General features: G+C 44.6%; 20 protein-coding genes. 10 read left to right on the top strand and 10 right to left on the bottom strand.

The genetic code is table 11. The features are described 5' to 3' along the window. On the top strand, window positions 1-1,251 hold a 1,251-nt coding region (locus GF309_04550), incomplete at its 5' end, for an RNA helicase (GenBank protein ID MBD3158037.1). 7 nt (window positions 1,252-1,258) lie between these two features. Here the strand turns inward: GF309_04550 and GF309_04555 are convergent. The 6 genes from GF309_04555 to GF309_04580 all read right to left on the bottom strand — a co-directional run bounded on the left by GF309_04555 (window position 1,259) and on the right by GF309_04580 (window position 5,752). Beyond that, window positions 1,259-1,525 (bottom strand): hypothetical protein, encoded by a 267-nt coding sequence (locus GF309_04555; protein MBD3158038.1) that lies wholly within the window; start codon window positions 1,523-1,525, stop codon window positions 1,259-1,261. A 439-nt stretch (window positions 1,526-1,964) separates the two neighbouring features. Next, on the bottom strand, window positions 1,965-2,207 hold the full coding sequence (locus GF309_04560) for a DUF131 domain-containing protein (GenBank protein MBD3158039.1): 243 nt from the start codon (window positions 2,205-2,207) through the stop codon (window positions 1,965-1,967). 2 nt (window positions 2,208-2,209) lie between these two features. Further along, the gene (locus GF309_04565; GenBank protein MBD3158040.1) at window positions 2,210-2,794 is read right to left on the bottom strand and encodes a hypothetical protein; all 585 of its coding nucleotides are present in this window, start codon (window positions 2,792-2,794) and stop codon (window positions 2,210-2,212) included. 9 nt (window positions 2,795-2,803) lie between these two features. Further along, entirely contained in the window at window positions 2,804-3,808 is a 1,005-nt protein-coding gene (locus tag GF309_04570; protein MBD3158041.1) for a hypothetical protein, read from the bottom strand. A gap of 22 nt (window positions 3,809-3,830) precedes the next feature. After that, the gene (locus tag GF309_04575; GenBank protein MBD3158042.1) at window positions 3,831-4,721 is read right to left on the bottom strand and encodes a hypothetical protein; all 891 of its coding nucleotides are present in this window, start codon (window positions 4,719-4,721) and stop codon (window positions 3,831-3,833) included. A 29-nt stretch (window positions 4,722-4,750) separates the two neighbouring features. Then, complete coding sequence (locus GF309_04580; protein ID MBD3158043.1) at window positions 4,751-5,752, bottom strand: 5,10-methylenetetrahydromethanopterin reductase; 1,002 nt, start codon at window positions 5,750-5,752, stop codon at window positions 4,751-4,753. 176 nt (window positions 5,753-5,928) lie between these two features. Here GF309_04580 and GF309_04585 point away from each other — a divergent pair, with 176 nt between their 5' ends. The 3 genes from GF309_04585 (at window position 5,929) to GF309_04595 (ending at window position 8,510) form a co-directional block, all read left to right on the top strand. Beyond that, window positions 5,929-6,918, top strand: a complete 990-nt coding sequence (locus tag GF309_04585; GenBank protein MBD3158044.1) for an alcohol dehydrogenase catalytic domain-containing protein — start codon at window positions 5,929-5,931, stop codon at window positions 6,916-6,918. Window positions 6,919-6,992: 74 nt separating this feature from the next. After that, on the top strand, window positions 6,993-8,198 hold the full coding sequence (locus GF309_04590) for a hypothetical protein (protein ID MBD3158045.1): 1,206 nt from the start codon (window positions 6,993-6,995) through the stop codon (window positions 8,196-8,198). Between the two features lie 6 nt (window positions 8,199-8,204). After that, window positions 8,205-8,510: a hypothetical protein gene (locus tag GF309_04595; protein MBD3158046.1), complete on the top strand. Its 306-nt coding sequence runs from the start codon at window positions 8,205-8,207 to the stop codon at window positions 8,508-8,510. Here the strand turns inward: GF309_04595 and GF309_04600 are convergent. Further along, window positions 8,507-8,809, bottom strand: a complete 303-nt coding sequence (locus GF309_04600; GenBank protein MBD3158047.1) for a transcriptional regulator — start codon at window positions 8,807-8,809, stop codon at window positions 8,507-8,509. The genes GF309_04595 and GF309_04600 overlap by 4 nt on opposite strands. 105 nt (window positions 8,810-8,914) lie before the next feature. Here GF309_04600 and GF309_04605 point away from each other — a divergent pair, with 105 nt between their 5' ends. Genes GF309_04605 through GF309_04615 form a run of 3 tightly spaced genes read left to right on the top strand, consistent with a single transcriptional unit; the run spans window position 8,915 to window position 12,479 of the window. Further along, window positions 8,915-10,171, top strand: coding sequence for a hypothetical protein (locus GF309_04605; GenBank protein ID MBD3158048.1), 1,257 nt, complete (start codon window positions 8,915-8,917; stop codon window positions 10,169-10,171). A 51-nt stretch (window positions 10,172-10,222) separates the two neighbouring features. Continuing rightward, window positions 10,223-11,749, top strand: coding sequence for a hypothetical protein (locus GF309_04610; GenBank protein ID MBD3158049.1), 1,527 nt, complete (start codon window positions 10,223-10,225; stop codon window positions 11,747-11,749). Between the two features lie 58 nt (window positions 11,750-11,807). Continuing rightward, complete coding sequence (locus tag GF309_04615; GenBank protein ID MBD3158050.1) at window positions 11,808-12,479, top strand: hypothetical protein; 672 nt, start codon at window positions 11,808-11,810, stop codon at window positions 12,477-12,479. A 149-nt stretch (window positions 12,480-12,628) separates the two neighbouring features. Here GF309_04615 and GF309_04620 read toward each other — a convergent pair whose 3' ends face one another. Further along, window positions 12,629-12,910, bottom strand: a complete 282-nt coding sequence (locus tag GF309_04620) for a hypothetical protein (protein MBD3158051.1) — start codon at window positions 12,908-12,910, stop codon at window positions 12,629-12,631. 255 nt (window positions 12,911-13,165) lie between these two features. Between GF309_04620 and GF309_04625 the strand changes: the two genes are divergently transcribed. Continuing rightward, window positions 13,166-13,720, top strand: coding sequence for a ribbon-helix-helix protein, CopG family (locus GF309_04625; GenBank protein ID MBD3158052.1), 555 nt, complete (start codon window positions 13,166-13,168; stop codon window positions 13,718-13,720). Between the two features lie 49 nt (window positions 13,721-13,769). On the opposite strand, the gene GF309_04630 is transcribed toward GF309_04625, so the two are convergent. Continuing rightward, the gene (locus tag GF309_04630) at window positions 13,770-14,222 is read right to left on the bottom strand and encodes a hypothetical protein (protein ID MBD3158053.1); all 453 of its coding nucleotides are present in this window, start codon (window positions 14,220-14,222) and stop codon (window positions 13,770-13,772) included. 209 nt (window positions 14,223-14,431) lie between these two features. On the opposite strand from GF309_04630, the gene GF309_04635 reads away from it, so the two are divergent. Both GF309_04635 and GF309_04640 read left to right on the top strand, forming a co-directional pair. Beyond that, window positions 14,432-14,554, top strand: coding sequence for a desulfoferrodoxin FeS4 iron-binding domain-containing protein (locus GF309_04635; GenBank protein MBD3158054.1), 123 nt, complete (start codon window positions 14,432-14,434; stop codon window positions 14,552-14,554). Window positions 14,555-14,735: 181 nt separating this feature from the next. Next, entirely contained in the window at window positions 14,736-15,296 is a 561-nt protein-coding gene (locus tag GF309_04640; protein MBD3158055.1) for a DNA-directed RNA polymerase subunit H, read from the top strand. Between the two features lie 9 nt (window positions 15,297-15,305). Here the strand turns inward: GF309_04640 and GF309_04645 are convergent, their stop codons facing one another. After that, window positions 15,306-16,070 carry a hypothetical protein gene (locus GF309_04645; GenBank protein ID MBD3158056.1) on the bottom strand — a complete coding sequence of 255 codons (765 nt, stop codon included), beginning with the start codon at window positions 16,068-16,070 and terminating at the stop codon, window positions 15,306-15,308. Between the last annotated feature and the right edge of the window lie 39 nt (window positions 16,071-16,109).

Here is a 16,109-nt window from a genome sequence, read left to right on the forward strand (position 1 = left end):
CGTCTTGTATCCAGCGAGTTTCGCACAACAAGCAGTGCAGGCAAAAAAGGGCAATCTATAGTGTTCACGTTTTCACGGAGAAGGTGTCATAGAATATCGGACTGGCTCAATGAACACGGGGTTTCTTCAGCAGTATATCACGGTGGGCTATCCTATTATGAACGTAGAAAAATTGAGGATTCTTACACCAAGCAACGATATGCATGTGTTGTGACAACCGCTGCACTTGGTGCCGGAGTGGATTTGCCTGCTTCTCAGGTAATATTCGAATCATTAGCCATGGGAGCTAAGTGGCTATCAACTGCAGATTTTGAACAGATGTTGGGTAGGGCTGGGCGGCTTGGTAAACATGACCGAGGTAAGGTCTATCTGGTAGTTCAGCCAGAGCGTAAATATCACGGAGGACAAGATCTGACCGAAGATGAGGTGGCCTCCGATTTGCTGCGGGGAGAAATAGAAGAAGTAGAGCCTTTTGCGAATAAAGAAAGAAGCGCTGAGCAGATTCTTGCCACTATTTGTGCTGCAGGAAACATGGAACTCAGGACTACTGCAAAACACTACAGTCAGCTGCTGTCAGCTTCAGTTCCACCATCCGACGCTCTCAAGCATTTGGTGAAGAAGCGCATGATCCGGGTACAGGAAGGAAAAGCAATTCCAACCGATTTAGGTAAGGCAACTTCCATGTCATTCCTAACTCCTAACCAAGGCATCGAGGTACTAAAGAAATCAGAAAGAATGGAGCCGTTGGAAATAGCTGTCATGCTAGATCCGTTTGAAAACGTCTATTTCAGTAAGAAGGTGCAGAAGGAGATCAACTCGGCGTTCAGAACTCATATGCCTACTCGCTTTTTCTCAGGTGTCTTTCTGGACATAAGTGATGTCGGAAATGAACGTGGCGGTGCGAGTCGACTCTCGCGATGGATGTTTGAACTCTTTGGGCGATGGACTAGAGAATTTTTCAAATGCAAGTGTCCTGATGCTCCAGAATGTGGTCATCCCAAGATAGAATTTGGGACGTGGATTGTGGAAAAGAGAAAAGAAGGTATGAATCCGTCCGAGATAACGCGGAAGCTTCTCAAAGAATATGAGTTGTGGGTTTACCCTGGCGATATGCTTTCTTGGCTAGACACCGTCATTCATAATCTTCAAGCCGTACAGCGCATTTCTAAGGTGGCCGGTAAGACGGACTTGGAGTCAGCCATAGAAGACCAAATCGCCAGGATAGAAAAACCGCTGGAAGGTAGGGACTAGTAACCCATTATGGATTAGCTATCTTGCTGCGGTTTCCCGATTCAAATGATACTCTGATATTTTCCATATCTTCTTCGGTCATACTATCTATGTTCACATCAAGCCAGCGATGTAACTGTTTGCGAAGTTCTTCTTTTGGAGATAGGTTTTCCATAACATCAGTCACATCTTGAGATACTAACTGAAAATGGGTGCTTCCACAACTACAAGCTCCGTCTAGCACCATATCGATATCCGTGCTTGTCTTTCCGCAGTTGCGACATTTGAAAATCATTGAAAATCATCTAGTATCTTCTACCTCTTCTTGTCTCTATAGGGATTGGTAACGCGACCGTAATACTTGGTGGGTATTGGAATCAAAAGCACCACTAGCAGTTCATTTTGAGATTCTTAAAGAGGGGGGCTAGATTTATTTGAATGCAGAAACTGATTCTATATGGGGGCTTAGTCTAATGCCCAAATCCTGTTCACTTTGCAGTACAAAAGCGAGTCTTCGATGTGATCGCTGCGGTAATGAGTTCTGCATTGATCATGCGGTAAAATGCCGTTCTTGTGGCATGATTATTTGCATCAGAGGACTCCGCTTCAGAACCAATTGTCCCACGTGTGGTGAACCTTTGGACATCTGCCCAGAATGCCTAATAAACGGCAAAATTGTTCGAACCATTGCTGGAACCAATGTCTGTGCTGAGTGTGGCTGGAATGGGGGTGGACTAGAACAGCATCAGCAGATAGAACATAATAACACAAACAAATAGAATCACTGCTAGTATCTTCCCTTTTTCTCCGAAGCCCCACACAATTGGAATAGGTCCCAGAAGAACAACCCCTTTGCTTTTCACTTCGCTGTCTTCAGGTTGTTTTCTGGTTCGCCAAAGAATCCCGAGGAAAATCAATACTACTCCTACGATAACAAGGCCTATTGCTATGAAGTAGTAATCTGACGTCAGCTGCATGACTACATTCTCCTCTCGGATTTCGCAGTTGTATCGAATCGTTTACTCGGCAATTTGAATTCCATTAGCTCGTAGCCCCCGACTTCTTGTCCATCCAATGCCCAGAGTACAATCTTGTCATCGTAGATTTCGTAATCCAAAAGTGTATCAATATCTGTTACATGTGACCCGACTGGGAATCTCCATATGATCTCGAAGTCATATGGTGCTGTTTCTTCCTCAATCCACGTCTCAATTCGGTTGAATCCTTCTTTCAGAGTTCCAGCAAAATCAATCAGATAGACTACGCTCACGACTTCTGTAGTGCCCTTGGTGAATATATCCACGTAATTCACAATGGACTTCACCTTCCGCCCGTTGATTTCGACCCTTTCTTTGTCCAAGTAATACTGCATATTACGGGCCAGTTTCTCGGCTTCCTCTCTAAGTAGGTCTTCGTCCCTTAGGACGCTTCTGTAGTAGCCTTCGGGGTCCTCATATTCGTAAGTGAGCATTTCATGGACTTCTCCTGATCTGGATACTGAGAAAAAGGAGTGAGCATGAATAGCTCTTACCATCTCTGATTTGATTCTCTCTAGTTCCTTCATGTCGACCACTTACCCCAGCGGCACGGCTTGAATACCATTGTTACTAAGATGCATTGCAAGAGTATTACCGTTCTCTGTGAAGCAGTATGCCAGACGTGGATTTACCTCTTCAGCAAAGCGGATTAATCCTGGGAAGTCTGTGTGAGCGCTCAGCGGGAAACCTTCTTCTCGATATTTTCCTAATGTCCAACCTGAAAGTGAGAGTACAACCATTTTGTTGTGCAGTTCCTTTGCCAGAGCTCGTCCCAGGTTCTTTCTCACATTCAGTAAGGTATGACGGATGGAGGAGCTTATCACAACTCCTTCTCCTGTGAGGATAGCTGGTGTTTCCTCATCTGTTAGCTTGAGGAATTGAATCTCTTTTCCATGTTTTCTATAGATATCCGAAACCGCGTCAATGCTATAATTCCCGGAGATGGTTTCCATTCCATTCTTGTTCAGAAGTCCTATGGCCTCTTGCGCTTTTCCAAGGGAGTACGCTTTGAGCACGGGAATTTTGTTTTCTTCTTGTAGACGCTTCGTTTCAGTAATTATGTTCTCGTATACTCCTTTTCGTTCTGGAAAAACCCAACTGGGATCTCCATATGTAGCTTCTGTAATGAGAACATCTGCATCGGATGCATGAGCTCCTGTATGAACCAAGCTATCTACTATGTTGAAATCGCCTGTGTATAGAATCGATGGGCCATTTCCAATCTCGATTTTGAACATGCTTGAACCTAGTACGTGACCAGCATTAAGAACGGTGATTTTGATTTGATCAATAGTATATGACTCACCGTAATTCAGAGTGAGCTTTCCACCTCGTACCCTTCCACCCCTTGCCTTGAGCGTATCGAAGGTGCCTGAAGTTCCGACCACGAGATCAGCCAATTTGAGACCTCCCACATGATCCATGTGCGAATGGGAAAGCAGTGTTGTTCCGCCTTCGAATCCCGTGTCAAGTCCCAATTTTCGTCTGCCATAGCGAACAACGAATCCGTCACCATACTTCCTGACACTAACACTTGACATTCTTTCCCCTCCTCAAAGTTATTCAAAGCTCCTTGCGGAAGATTGTGTACTCATTTCGTTCTGGTTGAGTATTCACCTGTCCTTCAATAGATTGAATGAACGCCCTTTGATCCGGAGTAATCATTGCTAATTCCAAGTTTTCAAGCTCCTTTTGTGAAACATACGCTAAGACTTCTTGAGCAAGAATCTCGACATTAATTTCGTCTTCTTGCCACTCTATTGGTCCAAGTATTATTCTGCCTTCTATTCGTAACACTTGACCGGTTGCCACAACTTGTGAATCCGATGATATGACATGAAATGTTGCTACATCAGGAGATAAGGATATCATCGGCACAATATGAGTATGAACGAGATGCCTGTTTTCGGTTGAGGGTGGACTGAATGTACCACCATGTGTACGGTCCGTTGTTATCTTGTATTCCTCCGTTTTGAGGTGGTCCTTCATTTCTATGTCGGGGAAAACAAAGTGATTAAGGGTAGATGCTTTTTCGAACCCTATGTCTTTCAATGATTCATTAGCCCAGGATGGAATGCCGCTTCTCAAAGGGAAGGGGAGGATATGTTCATTTTTCTCGGGATTTACTAAGGCTGTTACAGATTCTATGGACTGGCTGCGAAACCATGGTAGAGACGATTTGATGAGTTGGTAAAGCAAAGACTTTCGGAATTCTGGATCTAATCGCACTGAAACGAGAGCCAAGTCATGGAGAACATCGTTATGATATATAATGCTCCCTCCAATTCTGCGCTCTCCTATTGAGGAAACATAGCAGATTGATTTGGGCAAACGTACAAACCAGGTGAGACGTGCATCGTCTCCTGGCACCTTTGGTTCGTCTCGTGGCAAACTTAACCAATCTGTTACTTCTCCTCTTCCCAATCTTCTGCATAGAACTGTCCTGTTCTGCATTACATCTACCTCGATTCTCGTGCGTTCGGTCAGGTCAGCTGCGGAATAATCTCGTTTCCTATTCTCTCTATCGTCGCTAACTTGTTGCTTCCTATTGGAGAACCCACAACAAACTGATCGATTCCGACGTTTGAAAGCTCTTTCATTCTTGATATGCACTCTTCAGATGTTCCGACAACGGAAAATGAATCAAGCATTTTTCTAGTCACTTTCTTAGCGGCGGAGGCGTAGTTGCCCTGATGTAGGCTACGTTTGATAGTCTTTTTCTTTGCTATATCGATGTCATGACGTTCCAAGACTCTTCTGGAACTACCTGCTACGATGTATGCAACAACGACTTTTGATTCTAGTGGAATATTCTCATCCTCATCAAGAAGGCAAAATGATGAGTAACAAGCCAAGGTAAGAGAATCCATGGCACGGTCAGTTTTTCGGCATGTTTCTGCAACTATACTTCTAGCAGCCTTTACATCCCGAGGATGGCTTGCATTCAAGAGAATCCCATCTGAGAGCATGGAAGCAGTCTCTAGCATCTGAGGTCCTTGCGCTCCTACAAAGATATCTATTCCACAAGTAGAGTCGTCTAAACCCAAGTTTAATCTTGCATTTCTGGTCGAGAATACTGATCCTTTCACACTAACTCTTTCTCCACCGAGAAGACTTCTGATGATTCTTACTGCTTCCTCTACTGCTGTGATAGGTTTCTGCCTGAGAATCCCTATGGATTCAAGAGTAGATTTGTCACCAGCACCTAGTCCAAGCACAGCTCTACCTTCACTCATATCGTCGATTGTTGCAATGGAGGAGGCGATAACACAGGGATTCGTTGTGTAGGGATTCGTTACTCCAGGGCCAAGTAGAATCTTGTTGGTCCGGATGGCGATAGCACCTAAGACGGGCCATACTCCATGGTGATTATAATGATCAGTTACCCACAAATTCCTGAATCCATTGTCTTCCGCGCGAACCGCCAACTCAACTGCTGTTTCAACTGTTGTTTCTGGTACAATTTCCAGGCCCATCTCTTCCATCTCTGCACCTCTAGAGAGCAATCATGTCTCCAGTTCTACTTCAGCCAATAGCCATGTATATTTTCTTGGTAATGGCTATGCTTCTCTTAGAGTATATCTTCTCAATCAGACAGCAGTATCGAAGGGTTTATTCTTTTGTTGTTAACAATCAGTAGTACGATAAAGGGTGTGTTCCAGTGCATTCACTTGTCTTAACACAGGATGGTCTGCAGGTCGCGGATATGCCACGGCCTCCAGTTATGCCGGGGGAAGTGAGAATAGAGGTTCGTGCAGTCGGTGTTTGCGGTACGGATATCCAAATCTGGCAGGGAGAAAAGGAAGCTCCGCTACCATTAATACTTGGGCACGAAATAAGCGGTGTTGTACACAAGAGTTCAGTCAATGATATAGAAGAAGGAATGATGGTTACAACAGAAGTAGATATCCCATGCGGACGTTGTTGGTATTGCAAACGGGGTCATTCGCATATTTGTCCAAAACGAAAAACTCTTGGAATCGACGTCGATGGCGGAATGGCCGAGTATGTGAGTGTTCCTGCTTCATTGATACATCCATTGCCTGAAGATGTGGGCACACAGACTGGTGTTTTTGCAGAACCACTCGCATCCGCAATAGGAACCGCGAAAAGAACCGGCATCAGGGAGAATGAGTCCGTAGCTATTATCGGAAGTGGCAGATTAGGTCTTCTTGTTGCCCAAGTTTATGATGCATATGGAGCCAATGTGTATGTCGTTGGAAGGAACAAGTGGCAGCTTGGTTTGGCCCGGCGAGTAGGACTTAGGAATACTCTACTTGCACATGACGATGACTGGATCCGGGAGATCAAAACTGCAACACAGGGTGTGGGTCCCCGTGTAGTTGTCGAATGCACTGGAACCCCAAAAGGCGCCCAAATGGCTCTTGAAGTAGTCAGGAGTCGAGGGATAATAGCTTTGAAGAGTCTCCATGGTAAGGAAGTCCCACTAAACACCGACAGAATTGTGATGAAAGAGCTGAGAATTGTGGGTTCGAGTCGTGGGCCCTATGATGAAGCTCTTGATATGTTACAAAAAGGAAGAATTGAGGTAAATCGTTTGATATCCAAGGAGTTTCCTTTGGAAGAGGGGGAAGAAGCATTTAGACACTCGACAAAGCCAGAAACCACGAAAGTAATAGTGAGGATATGAAGCTCTAAATGAAACAAAGATTCGACGCTGATCTGCACCTTCATTCTTCTCATTCAATTGGTGTAAGCCCACACATGTCGATTCCCAACATGGCTCTAGCTGCTAGAAAAAAGGGTCTGGACATTTTGGGAACTGGTGATGCAACGCAACCTGACTGGTTAGAGCATCTCAGGAAGAATCTAGAACCTAAATCCGGGTGTTTTAGACATGAAGATATTTGGTTCATCCTAACTACCGAGATTGAGGACGAGAACTCAGTTCATCATCTGATTCTTCTTCCTGATTATGATGCTGTAGAGAATCTGGTCCGGCTTATCGAATCTGATTCTCCAAATGTAAACGATGAATGGGGTGGTCGTCCCCGGGTTAATTTGCCTGCAGAGAGATTGGCGGGAATTGTGAGAGATGTTGGAGGCTTGATTGGCCCGGCACATGCATTCACTCCATTTCGTTCCATATTCAGACAAGGTGAGAATGAGACTTTGCAGGAATGTTATGGTTCCGAAGCTGGAAACATCGAGTTCTTGGAACTCGGTCTCTCTGCAGATACGATTCTGGCAGATCATATCCCAGAGTTACGGTCTCTGACCTACATAACCTCAAGTGATGCCCATTCTCCATCTCCGGAGAAAATCGGACGCGAGTTCATCCGATTGAAAATTGAGAAACCATCCTATCATGAAATCTCGCTTGCCCTCTCTAGGAAAAAAGGTAGAAAGCCTGTAGCAAATTTCGGTTTGGATCCACGATTAGGCAAGTACTACCTATCTTTCTGCCCAAGCTGTAGAAGGACCATAGTTTTGAATACGGATTCCACATTTTCGAGATACGATGATTTGAACATCTACATGCCTTGCGATTCTGTAGATGAGCGAAAGAGAATAGTGGAAGACATTGCCGAGCAGGAAGTGACATGCCCTGCTGATGGAAAAGCAATTCGACTCGGAGTTAGAGATCGTGCCATGGCAATCGGACAAGCAAAATCCCTGTCGCCTCCTCATCGACCACCATATCACCATATTCCTCCGTTGCTTGATTTGGTCGCTGATGCTCTCGGGATAAAATCCCGTTCTTCAAAAAAGGTTAGATTCCTCTATTCGAAGTTGAGAGGGCAATTTGGGGACGAGATTGAAATCCTGATGAAAACCAATCCGGAATTAATCGAGGAGATTACTCCAAAAGTATCGCGGATGATTGACTGTTTCAGAAAAGGTAATATCGAGTACCAAGCAGGAGGCGGTGGGCGCTATGGTAAACTCGTAGGGCCGTGGATGGAATGAAAAGGAATGACTATTGTAAAGGGAACAATTCGTGAAATGCTGAAAAGCGACAGTCGTCGGGTTGGCACGCACAGGTGGTATGCTTTTACTGATTTCGTAGTCCAGAATGAAGAATCAGGTGATACCTATCGAGTTCGGTTGTCTTCAAAAACTATGAAACGATGCGAATTCCTTCCCCGAACTGGAATCGAAGTTGTTCTTGATGGCTATGTTGAGAAGGCTGAATATGGACTGTCTGACTATTTCGTTTCTCGTGTCAAGCATATCAGGCGCAAAGATACTGACGTAAAGAAGGTCCACAAGCTCGACTAATTCTCTTTTTCAACGATTGTATACGCGGGCATACGAATCCACTCTGATTTACATTCTGGACATCTTGAAGGGGTATCTGGTTTGGTTCGGCTTCTGAAGACGAATCCACAATCTCCACAACTGGCTGGCCGCATTAGGAGTTGTTTCCCTTCATTTTGAACGCTTTTGGCTATATGGGTCAAATCCTCATAGATATTCGAGATGCTTTCCAGTTCCAGAATCTCTCGTATGTCGATTGCTGTAAGAGGTTGATCGATTTCTTCAAGGAGCTTTGCGATTCGTTGACGGCGAGTAAGCATTTGTGGAACTCCGTTCCCATCGAATGCATAGTACGCTTTCGTGGATAGTGATGATTTAATAATCGTAGAATAAACGTATTGTGATAAGTAGGTGAGTGCTGAGGAATGCCACAAACGAAGCTCGGTCATGGCAATTCGGAGATTGCCTTTGATGAGCGCGTATGCTCACGCTGCATGGGACATCGCCACCTTTGTGGTATCAATCCATGCCCTCTTCTATTACGAGCAAAAGCACTTGTGGACATTGATAACTCAGTAACCGGCATGAATCTTTCAGGTTCATCCCCACCTTCGGTTTTTGTTGGTGAACATGGCTATCCGAAAGTGAGAATTGGTCCTCTCATACCACCTCTCGTGGGAGAACGGGCGGCTGTCATGGAACGCCCCGATCTCTGGCTTAACAAGAGCATTGATGAGATTATTGGCCTTCGATTCAGCCTAGTACGTACAAAAAGACCCTATCCCGTCGACGCAGCAGTGGACCCTCCACGTGTCCTCAATGAAACACAAGTCATGGCTCTTTCTGATTCTCCTGCGGATTCAGAGGCGATGCTTCTCAGAAGACCACGCTTCAACAGAATCACTACAGGGCGTACACTTCCAGTCGGCCCTTCGGCTCCTTTGGACTCCTTCCGCTTAGAAGATAATCCAAGTGTACCTCGCAAAGTTGACTACATCACATCTGATACTGATCTTAGGGCAGAACGTGGTGTAATGACTCTTTTTGAGGAAGGCATAAGGCAGGAACATCTGACGCGTCTTCTATCGGTTGGTCTACTGGGACAGAAAAAGAAAAGGCGCCTTGTTCCAACAAAGTGGAGTATAACAGCGGTAGATGATATCGTAGGAAAGAATCTTCATGAGGAAATCGTGAAATATCCTTGGATAAACGATTACCTCGTTTTCTCTGACTATGCTTTGGGAAATCGTGTTGTGTTGCTGTTTCTTCCGAGTGCTTGGCAGTTTGAAGCTCTTGAGTGCTGGTTAACAGGCGAACGACCACCGATTCTCTCTGATTATGAATGGCACAAGGGTCGGACAGACTATGCCAGTGATGTGGTTGGTGCGTATTACGCAACTAGATTGCCCGCCTTGGAGTATCTGAGTGACATGAGGCGACAAGCTGGTGTCCTCGTTTTCATGGAGATCGATCCAACCAAATGGGTACCGCTTGGTGTTTGGAGATTCAGAGAGATAGCACGCCGTGCGTTAACTGAATCAGATTCGGAACGACACTCAACCTATCAAGAAGCTGTACAGGCTGTGGCGAAGTACTTACACACTCCCTTGCAGAGATGGCTTGATACCAGCTATATTCACGATAACCATCAGTGCCAGAGAAAAATCACAGACTACTTCTGATAGTGTCCTTTATCATTATGTTAGCAAAATGAAGTTGCAGAGGGAAACTGTTTGGTCTTTGAAAGCCTGTGTCAATTTGCTTTGAAAATACCTCCATTCTCAACTCTGGCAAAAACCAGAGAAAATGAAGCTATGGAACGTGCTGTGGCTTTCCTTGCTCCTATTCTTTCACTCAGTGTTACTTCCGTGTATTCCGCAGCGTATCTCGTTTCGGTGATATCCTTTGCTGTTGTAACACTGTTCCTCGTGATTCTCAGTAGCCCTATCTTCCTGCTTGTGCCGCTCTCTCTTCTAACAGCTGTGTTTGCTTACTATGTGATTGTAACCCATCCAGAACGAATCATGGATAGTTACAAGGTCACTTTGTCTGAACATGCTGACATGCTATTCGAGCAGTTTGTATTGGTTTACACCTCGGGCGGCACTATATTTGATGCTATAGAGATGGTGGCACAATCAGGATTCCCTTACTTATCAAAGGCGTTCCGTGATATGCTTCTACGAATACAGAATGGTGTCCCTCCTGAACGCTGTCTTGCTGAATTTGCAGAAAACCAACCTTCGAAGGACCTTCGCAGGTATATTACAGCAATCCTCTCTTCGTCTGAGAGCGAAACCGATCTACTCGATTCACTTTCCGGAAAATCCTTTGAAGCTGATATGGCTCTTCGCCAGAAAAACCTGGAACTGGAGAGTAGGCTTCTCATTGTTTCCGCATTGTCTACGTATATGCCCATCGTTATCACACTGGCTATCTCGTTATCAGGGCTAGCTCAGAACTGGGCTATCTTGTTGATTTCGCCTCTTCTCATTGGTATTCATTATTCACTTAAGTCACGATTTGCTGATGATTTCTCAGTATATTTCGACATGCCAAATCCCGATACTGAAGAAGCATACTCTCAGAAAAAGGCTGTAGATGAATATGACGAGTTTCTGAACATGCTGATGCTTCTGGGCGAGAGACTGACCTCCGGTGATACATGTGAGGTTGCTCTTCGGGAGATTAGAGACAGTGTAAGTTCGCCCGTAGATTCTATCCTTGATTCCATTCTGGCTTCGATATATAATCGTGAGGAAAGCCTTTCAGAAGCATTTTACAAAGCAAGAAGCCGTGTGGTGGGATTAAGGGTTGCTCGACTACTTCAAATCATTCCACTTATGTGTGAACGGTCAGCGAGGCAGGCTGGTGATAGAATCACCACTATTGCTTCTAGGTTAGTTGAACGGTCAGCAACTGCAAAAGAACGTGATTCCATTATTGAAGCTCAGAAGTTGAAGGTGTTGTTGTTGAGTCTTACCAGTTCAATCGTCTTAGGATTGGTTACATCACTATCTCCTTTCCTTGATATTGGAACTTTGTTAGGAGATGGACCGTTTTTGATATCCGAACCGGTTGGACTTATGGATGTATTTCCTCTTACCATCACCTTGGCACTCATTACTGGCTCTGCTGGCTATCAGAACTCCCAGATGATTGGCTTCTCGTATCCGAAGCTCATAGGAGCAATCTCAGTATTCGTTTTTTGGGCTACTCTTGCTCTTTCTGGGTTATTACTGGGTACAAACAATATTTGAGAATAGTTTTTTAGCAACGATGTTTAAGAGCCAGTAGAAAGAGGCTGGGTGTACTAAGATGCTTCAATTTGAGATATTCAATACAAGCCTAGGCGAAATAATGGCCTTCTTCCATGATCCATGGATAGTTGGCTGGGTGCTTGTTGGCACCGGAATCATTGCAGCTGCGTGGTTGCTCGAACGGATAGTTGACCCTATCCCACTGATTGGTGACGTGCTGAAATACATCATCAAATTCGCGTCGTATTTCGGGTTCTTCGTTGGAATCCTTGACATACTCGTAGGATATGTTATCTATGAGCATTACGTGCCTACAGATACAACGGGATTAGCTATTATTGTAGCTGCGGCATTGATTGTAGCGGGATTCTCCTTGACTATGAGAATTCTGACGAAACTGCCTTTGGCGATTGTATTTGCGTTAGCAGTAGCTGCCTTTGGCACATTTACGATCTACGGCATTCTGTCCAATTACCAAACAGATCCATTCATTGGCCAATATGTTGTCCAGATTATGCAGCTGAAATGGATGCTTGTAATCGGAATCGTGATTTTCTCAGTTGTCTATACGATAGGAGGGCTCATACTGGGGATAATCGAATTGATTGGCCGTGTTTTTGCATCAAGGCCTGTCAGCATTCTGATTGGTTTGGGCTGTATTGCAATCGGTATCGTTGTATTGGTTAGTCCTTCTACAGTGGGAATTGTCGAAGCAACAATACTAACGTGACAGTTTAGGAAAGGAGGATATTTCCTCCTTTCATTTCTCTTTTTCTTTGTCATCGAGTGTGAAACTAACCATGAGACTTAGAGCCCGGATTCATTTTGAGACTTGTATGTCAATTTGGAAACCGACTTGAAAACGGAAACCTGAAGAGATTAGACTTCTTGAGGCGGTCTTATTTCTCGAAAGAACAAGAACTTGATTTTTCGCTCTGTGTAGAAATTGGCGGCTCCTTCTGCTGCTTTCTTTGCCTTCACTATTCCGAGATGCCAGTCTGTTACGTAGAGCTGGCTAGTTGAATTCTCACCCTGGATTTCGGAGAGATGGAATCCATCCGGATATTCATGTCCTTCAGGGACCAGAAGAGCGGCTCGATATTTTCGCCCTCCCGAGGCCATCTCAAGCCAGACTTCGGCATAGGGAGTCTTTGCACGCATAATTATGGATGCTCCTTAACACGATTAAATCTTCGCCTTACGTCCTATGAAAATTCTTTGTATTGAAACACTGCAAACATGTCTGTTTCGTGAAAGAAAAATTCCACATTTCCTATTTTTCCGTTATCCCAAAGAACTCAAATAGTAGCTATGCATGTAAAATAGTTGAAATCCATAGACCTCATTACCCTCTAGTTGGAAGTCTGAGGGGTTTAAAATGGGTGAATGGCAGCGAAATGAGGAGGAACAAGTTCTTTGCCAAAAGAAACGGATGAGGCGGATAAGAAGAAGATAATCAGCGTGACCATGAGCCAGTCGTTGGTAAAACGTATTGATGAACTGGTGAAGGAGCGGGTGGCTCGATCGAGAGCTCAGATGATTGAGGACGCTGTGAGAAAGTTTCTAGATTTCACTGTACATAAGTGGACAGAACGTGGGCTCTATGTAAACACATTTCGGTTTGCTTTGGAATCCGAAAGCCAAGTTTCACTATTCTTCAGTACCCTAACTCCTGATGATCAATACGAACTAGGAAGAACCGCAGGAAAGCAAGCACCAATAGCAGATATTGTGAAGCTCTTCTACGGGACTGATATCAAAAAAGAAGAGGGTTTGATGCTTGCAATGGAGCGTCTCGAAGAATACGGGTGGGGTTCTATTAGTCTACATGATGATCTCATCGTCATCAGTAGTCCCTTCTATCCAGCGCATTTCCTGAAAGGCTATTTCGAGTCTCTTCTAGATATAGACTTGGAACTTATGGAGACAAATGTGAAAGAGAATGTAGCACTGAAGATGGGCTCATCCTAGATTGCTTCTCTTGGTGCAATTCGCTTCGTTTGCCAACATAGAAGATGCGCTACCATTCAGCTCCGATTGTAAGGATTTCGAACTCGCTATTGTAAAGGCCAGGAATCTCGCTTATGGTGTCTCGAATGTCTTTTTCCTTCTTTTCCAGTGAATCGGCTGCGAAATAGACTTCATAGATACATCTGTTCTGCTCGTAACAGAATCCTGTAGTGAATAATACTTTCAAATCATGTTGCTTGAAAAGCCGTGTCATAGTTTGCATGAGTGCAGGATTAACCTTTTCCACTTCTAATCGCACTCTCGCTCCACCATCCCTCATCATTGGAATGAGCCTAATCTCGCCTGAGTTTTCGAAATAGATGACCATAGCTGCCTTCATTCCTTCAAGATTCGGATTGTTGAACAGCTCGTCTGGCAATCTGATTTGCTGCTGCTTTTTCACATCAGCAATCATGCCTTTGGTAAGTCCAGCCACACTTATCGCCTCTCGCCTTCTATGCAAACATATCAACCAGCGTATAAGTATATATCTTATGTGGGTTTCTACCCAATGGACAATACATTGTTGCCAACATTCAGGACATAGAATATGCTTCTAGGGTATTTCCGAATTAGCTTCTACCATAAAATGAACTGCTTCTGCGACTAATTCCAAAATAATAAAAGCAGTTCCAAAACTGGAGCATTGAAATAAAAGGGAGGAAACTGTGAATGGCTAAAGAAGGAGCAACCTACGTCTGTGATATCTGTCAACAAGTTGTTGTGGTGAAGAAATCAGGCCCTGGCACTCTGGTCTGTTGCGATCAACCTATGCGCTTGTATGAAGAGGAATAGACACAAACTGACTGAATAACGGAATAGTATCCTCTCAGTACTTGATATAGGTTAAAGCTCTCAGTTTCATCTGGATGCGAAGATTATGATGCCCAGCATACGTTCTGTTTCACAGTATCCCAATTGGGAAAACTTTTATCCCCATCAGAAGTTTTCTCCCTGAAATCGTGGTGTTTTTGAGTTGGACGAATTCCCCACCTTGGTAATGAAGACAAGAGATCTCCTCCATCTAAGAGGGTACGATACAGAAGAGTTACTGGAATATGACGATTGGTATGCGATGGTATGCCGCAAAGAAGAAGGTGAAGATACCATCAAGAAACTGGTCTGGGTGTTCAAAGAACCGAAGCTAGTTGGTATTGCAGTCGTTAGAGATATAGTTCGATACATGGAGGATTTCAATGCTCAGCGGGGCATGTTGGTTGGCGGAAAGCGTTTTACTCCCGCAGCAAAGAAACATGCTCGCAAAACCCGTGTTGAGCTCGTAGAAGGCGGTTATGCGTCCTTTGATCTATTCGGACATGACCTTGTTACTCCTCACACGATAGCAAGTGAAGAAGAAGTCCAATTGGTTTTGGACCACTATGGTATCGATAAACAAAAACTCCCTCGGATATTTCGTGAGGATCCGGCCGTTAAGCTTCTAGGTGCTCGTCCCGGTCAAGTCGTTCGCATTGAGCGCGACAGTCCAACTGCTGGGAAGACCTACTACTACCGCCTAGTTGTAGAACCGGGCCAGTAGCACGCGTATTCAAAGGATTCCTATCACTACTGCGACAATCCACATTATAGCTGTTGTAAGAATCGGTACTGTAACATTATCGCTTCCTTTTGGGCTTACTAACTCAATCAGGGTTGCTGCTGTTGCACCAACTATTCCAAGCAATATCATGGGAATCCAAAGCACAGTTCCATTTTCAACAAAAGCACCATAATTTACAATCCCGAAAAACCAGAATGAAACGAGAGCACCAATCAAGCCAAACACGAAGACTGCAAGACAGCCATGAGTGCTTCTTTTGGAGCCAAAAACCACCCTGGTTGAGTTCGTACCATATCTGATGCCTATGGGGGCGGACAAACCATCACCGAGCATCATTATGTGGATACCGGCAGCTGCCAAAAAGTAGATGTTCTCAAAGCCTGTGAATGTGAAAAGTCCTGTTAGGAACGTAATCGACACAGCATACCAAAATGGCCCTCTAACGCTTCCATGTTCAATATCTTCAGGTCGGGCCATTGCCGCAAAGAAATTACTGAATCGCTCTGTTGAGGCAAGGCCAAGCATTATCACGAATGTTGAGGCCACGAGGGTAGCGACCCATGGATGGGGATAGTATGGAACAGTCCAAATGGCGGCACCTGCAAAGAGGTGAATAATCTTTCGAGTGAAGTCGGCACCCAGTCCGAGTTTTCTTCTTCCGACATCGCCGATTACTAGCACCAGAGCCGCATATGCGACCGCAATGAAATAGACAATGACATCGCCGAGGGTGATAACAAATTCAACTGACACAGCTGCGCTTCTCCGTAACTTTCGTGAGTAGTACTATAC

This window comes from Candidatus Lokiarchaeota archaeon (genome assembly GCA_014730275.1).
In the GTDB taxonomy this organism is placed as follows: domain Archaea; phylum Asgardarchaeota; class Thorarchaeia; order Thorarchaeales; family Thorarchaeaceae; genus WJIL01.

Coding starts and splice junctions, on each gene's coding strand:
- GF309_04555 (MBD3158038.1), bottom strand. CDS start 1,525: ATGATTTTCAAATGTCGCAACTGCGGAAAGACAAGCACGGATATCGAT.
- GF309_04560 (MBD3158039.1), bottom strand. CDS start 2,207: ATGCAGCTGACGTCAGATTACTACTTCATAGCAATAGGCCTTGTTATC.
- GF309_04565 (MBD3158040.1), bottom strand. CDS start 2,794: ATGAAGGAACTAGAGAGAATCAAATCAGAGATGGTAAGAGCTATTCAT.
- GF309_04570 (MBD3158041.1), bottom strand. CDS start 3,808: ATGTCAAGTGTTAGTGTCAGGAAGTATGGTGACGGATTCGTTGTTCGC.
- GF309_04575 (MBD3158042.1), bottom strand. CDS start 4,721: ATGCAGAACAGGACAGTTCTATGCAGAAGATTGGGAAGAGGAGAAGTA.
- GF309_04580 (MBD3158043.1), bottom strand. CDS start 5,752: ATGGAAGAGATGGGCCTGGAAATTGTACCAGAAACAACAGTTGAAACA.
- GF309_04590 (MBD3158045.1), top strand. CDS start 6,993: ATGTCGATTCCCAACATGGCTCTAGCTGCTAGAAAAAAGGGTCTGGAC.
- GF309_04595 (MBD3158046.1), top strand. CDS start 8,205: ATGACTATTGTAAAGGGAACAATTCGTGAAATGCTGAAAAGCGACAGT.
- GF309_04600 (MBD3158047.1), bottom strand. CDS start 8,809: ATGCTTACTCGCCGTCAACGAATCGCAAAGCTCCTTGAAGAAATCGAT.
- GF309_04605 (MBD3158048.1), top strand. CDS start 8,915: ATGCCACAAACGAAGCTCGGTCATGGCAATTCGGAGATTGCCTTTGAT.
- GF309_04615 (MBD3158050.1), top strand. CDS start 11,808: ATGCTTCAATTTGAGATATTCAATACAAGCCTAGGCGAAATAATGGCC.
- GF309_04620 (MBD3158051.1), bottom strand. CDS start 12,910: ATGCGTGCAAAGACTCCCTATGCCGAAGTCTGGCTTGAGATGGCCTCG.
- GF309_04635 (MBD3158054.1), top strand. CDS start 14,432: ATGGCTAAAGAAGGAGCAACCTACGTCTGTGATATCTGTCAACAAGTT.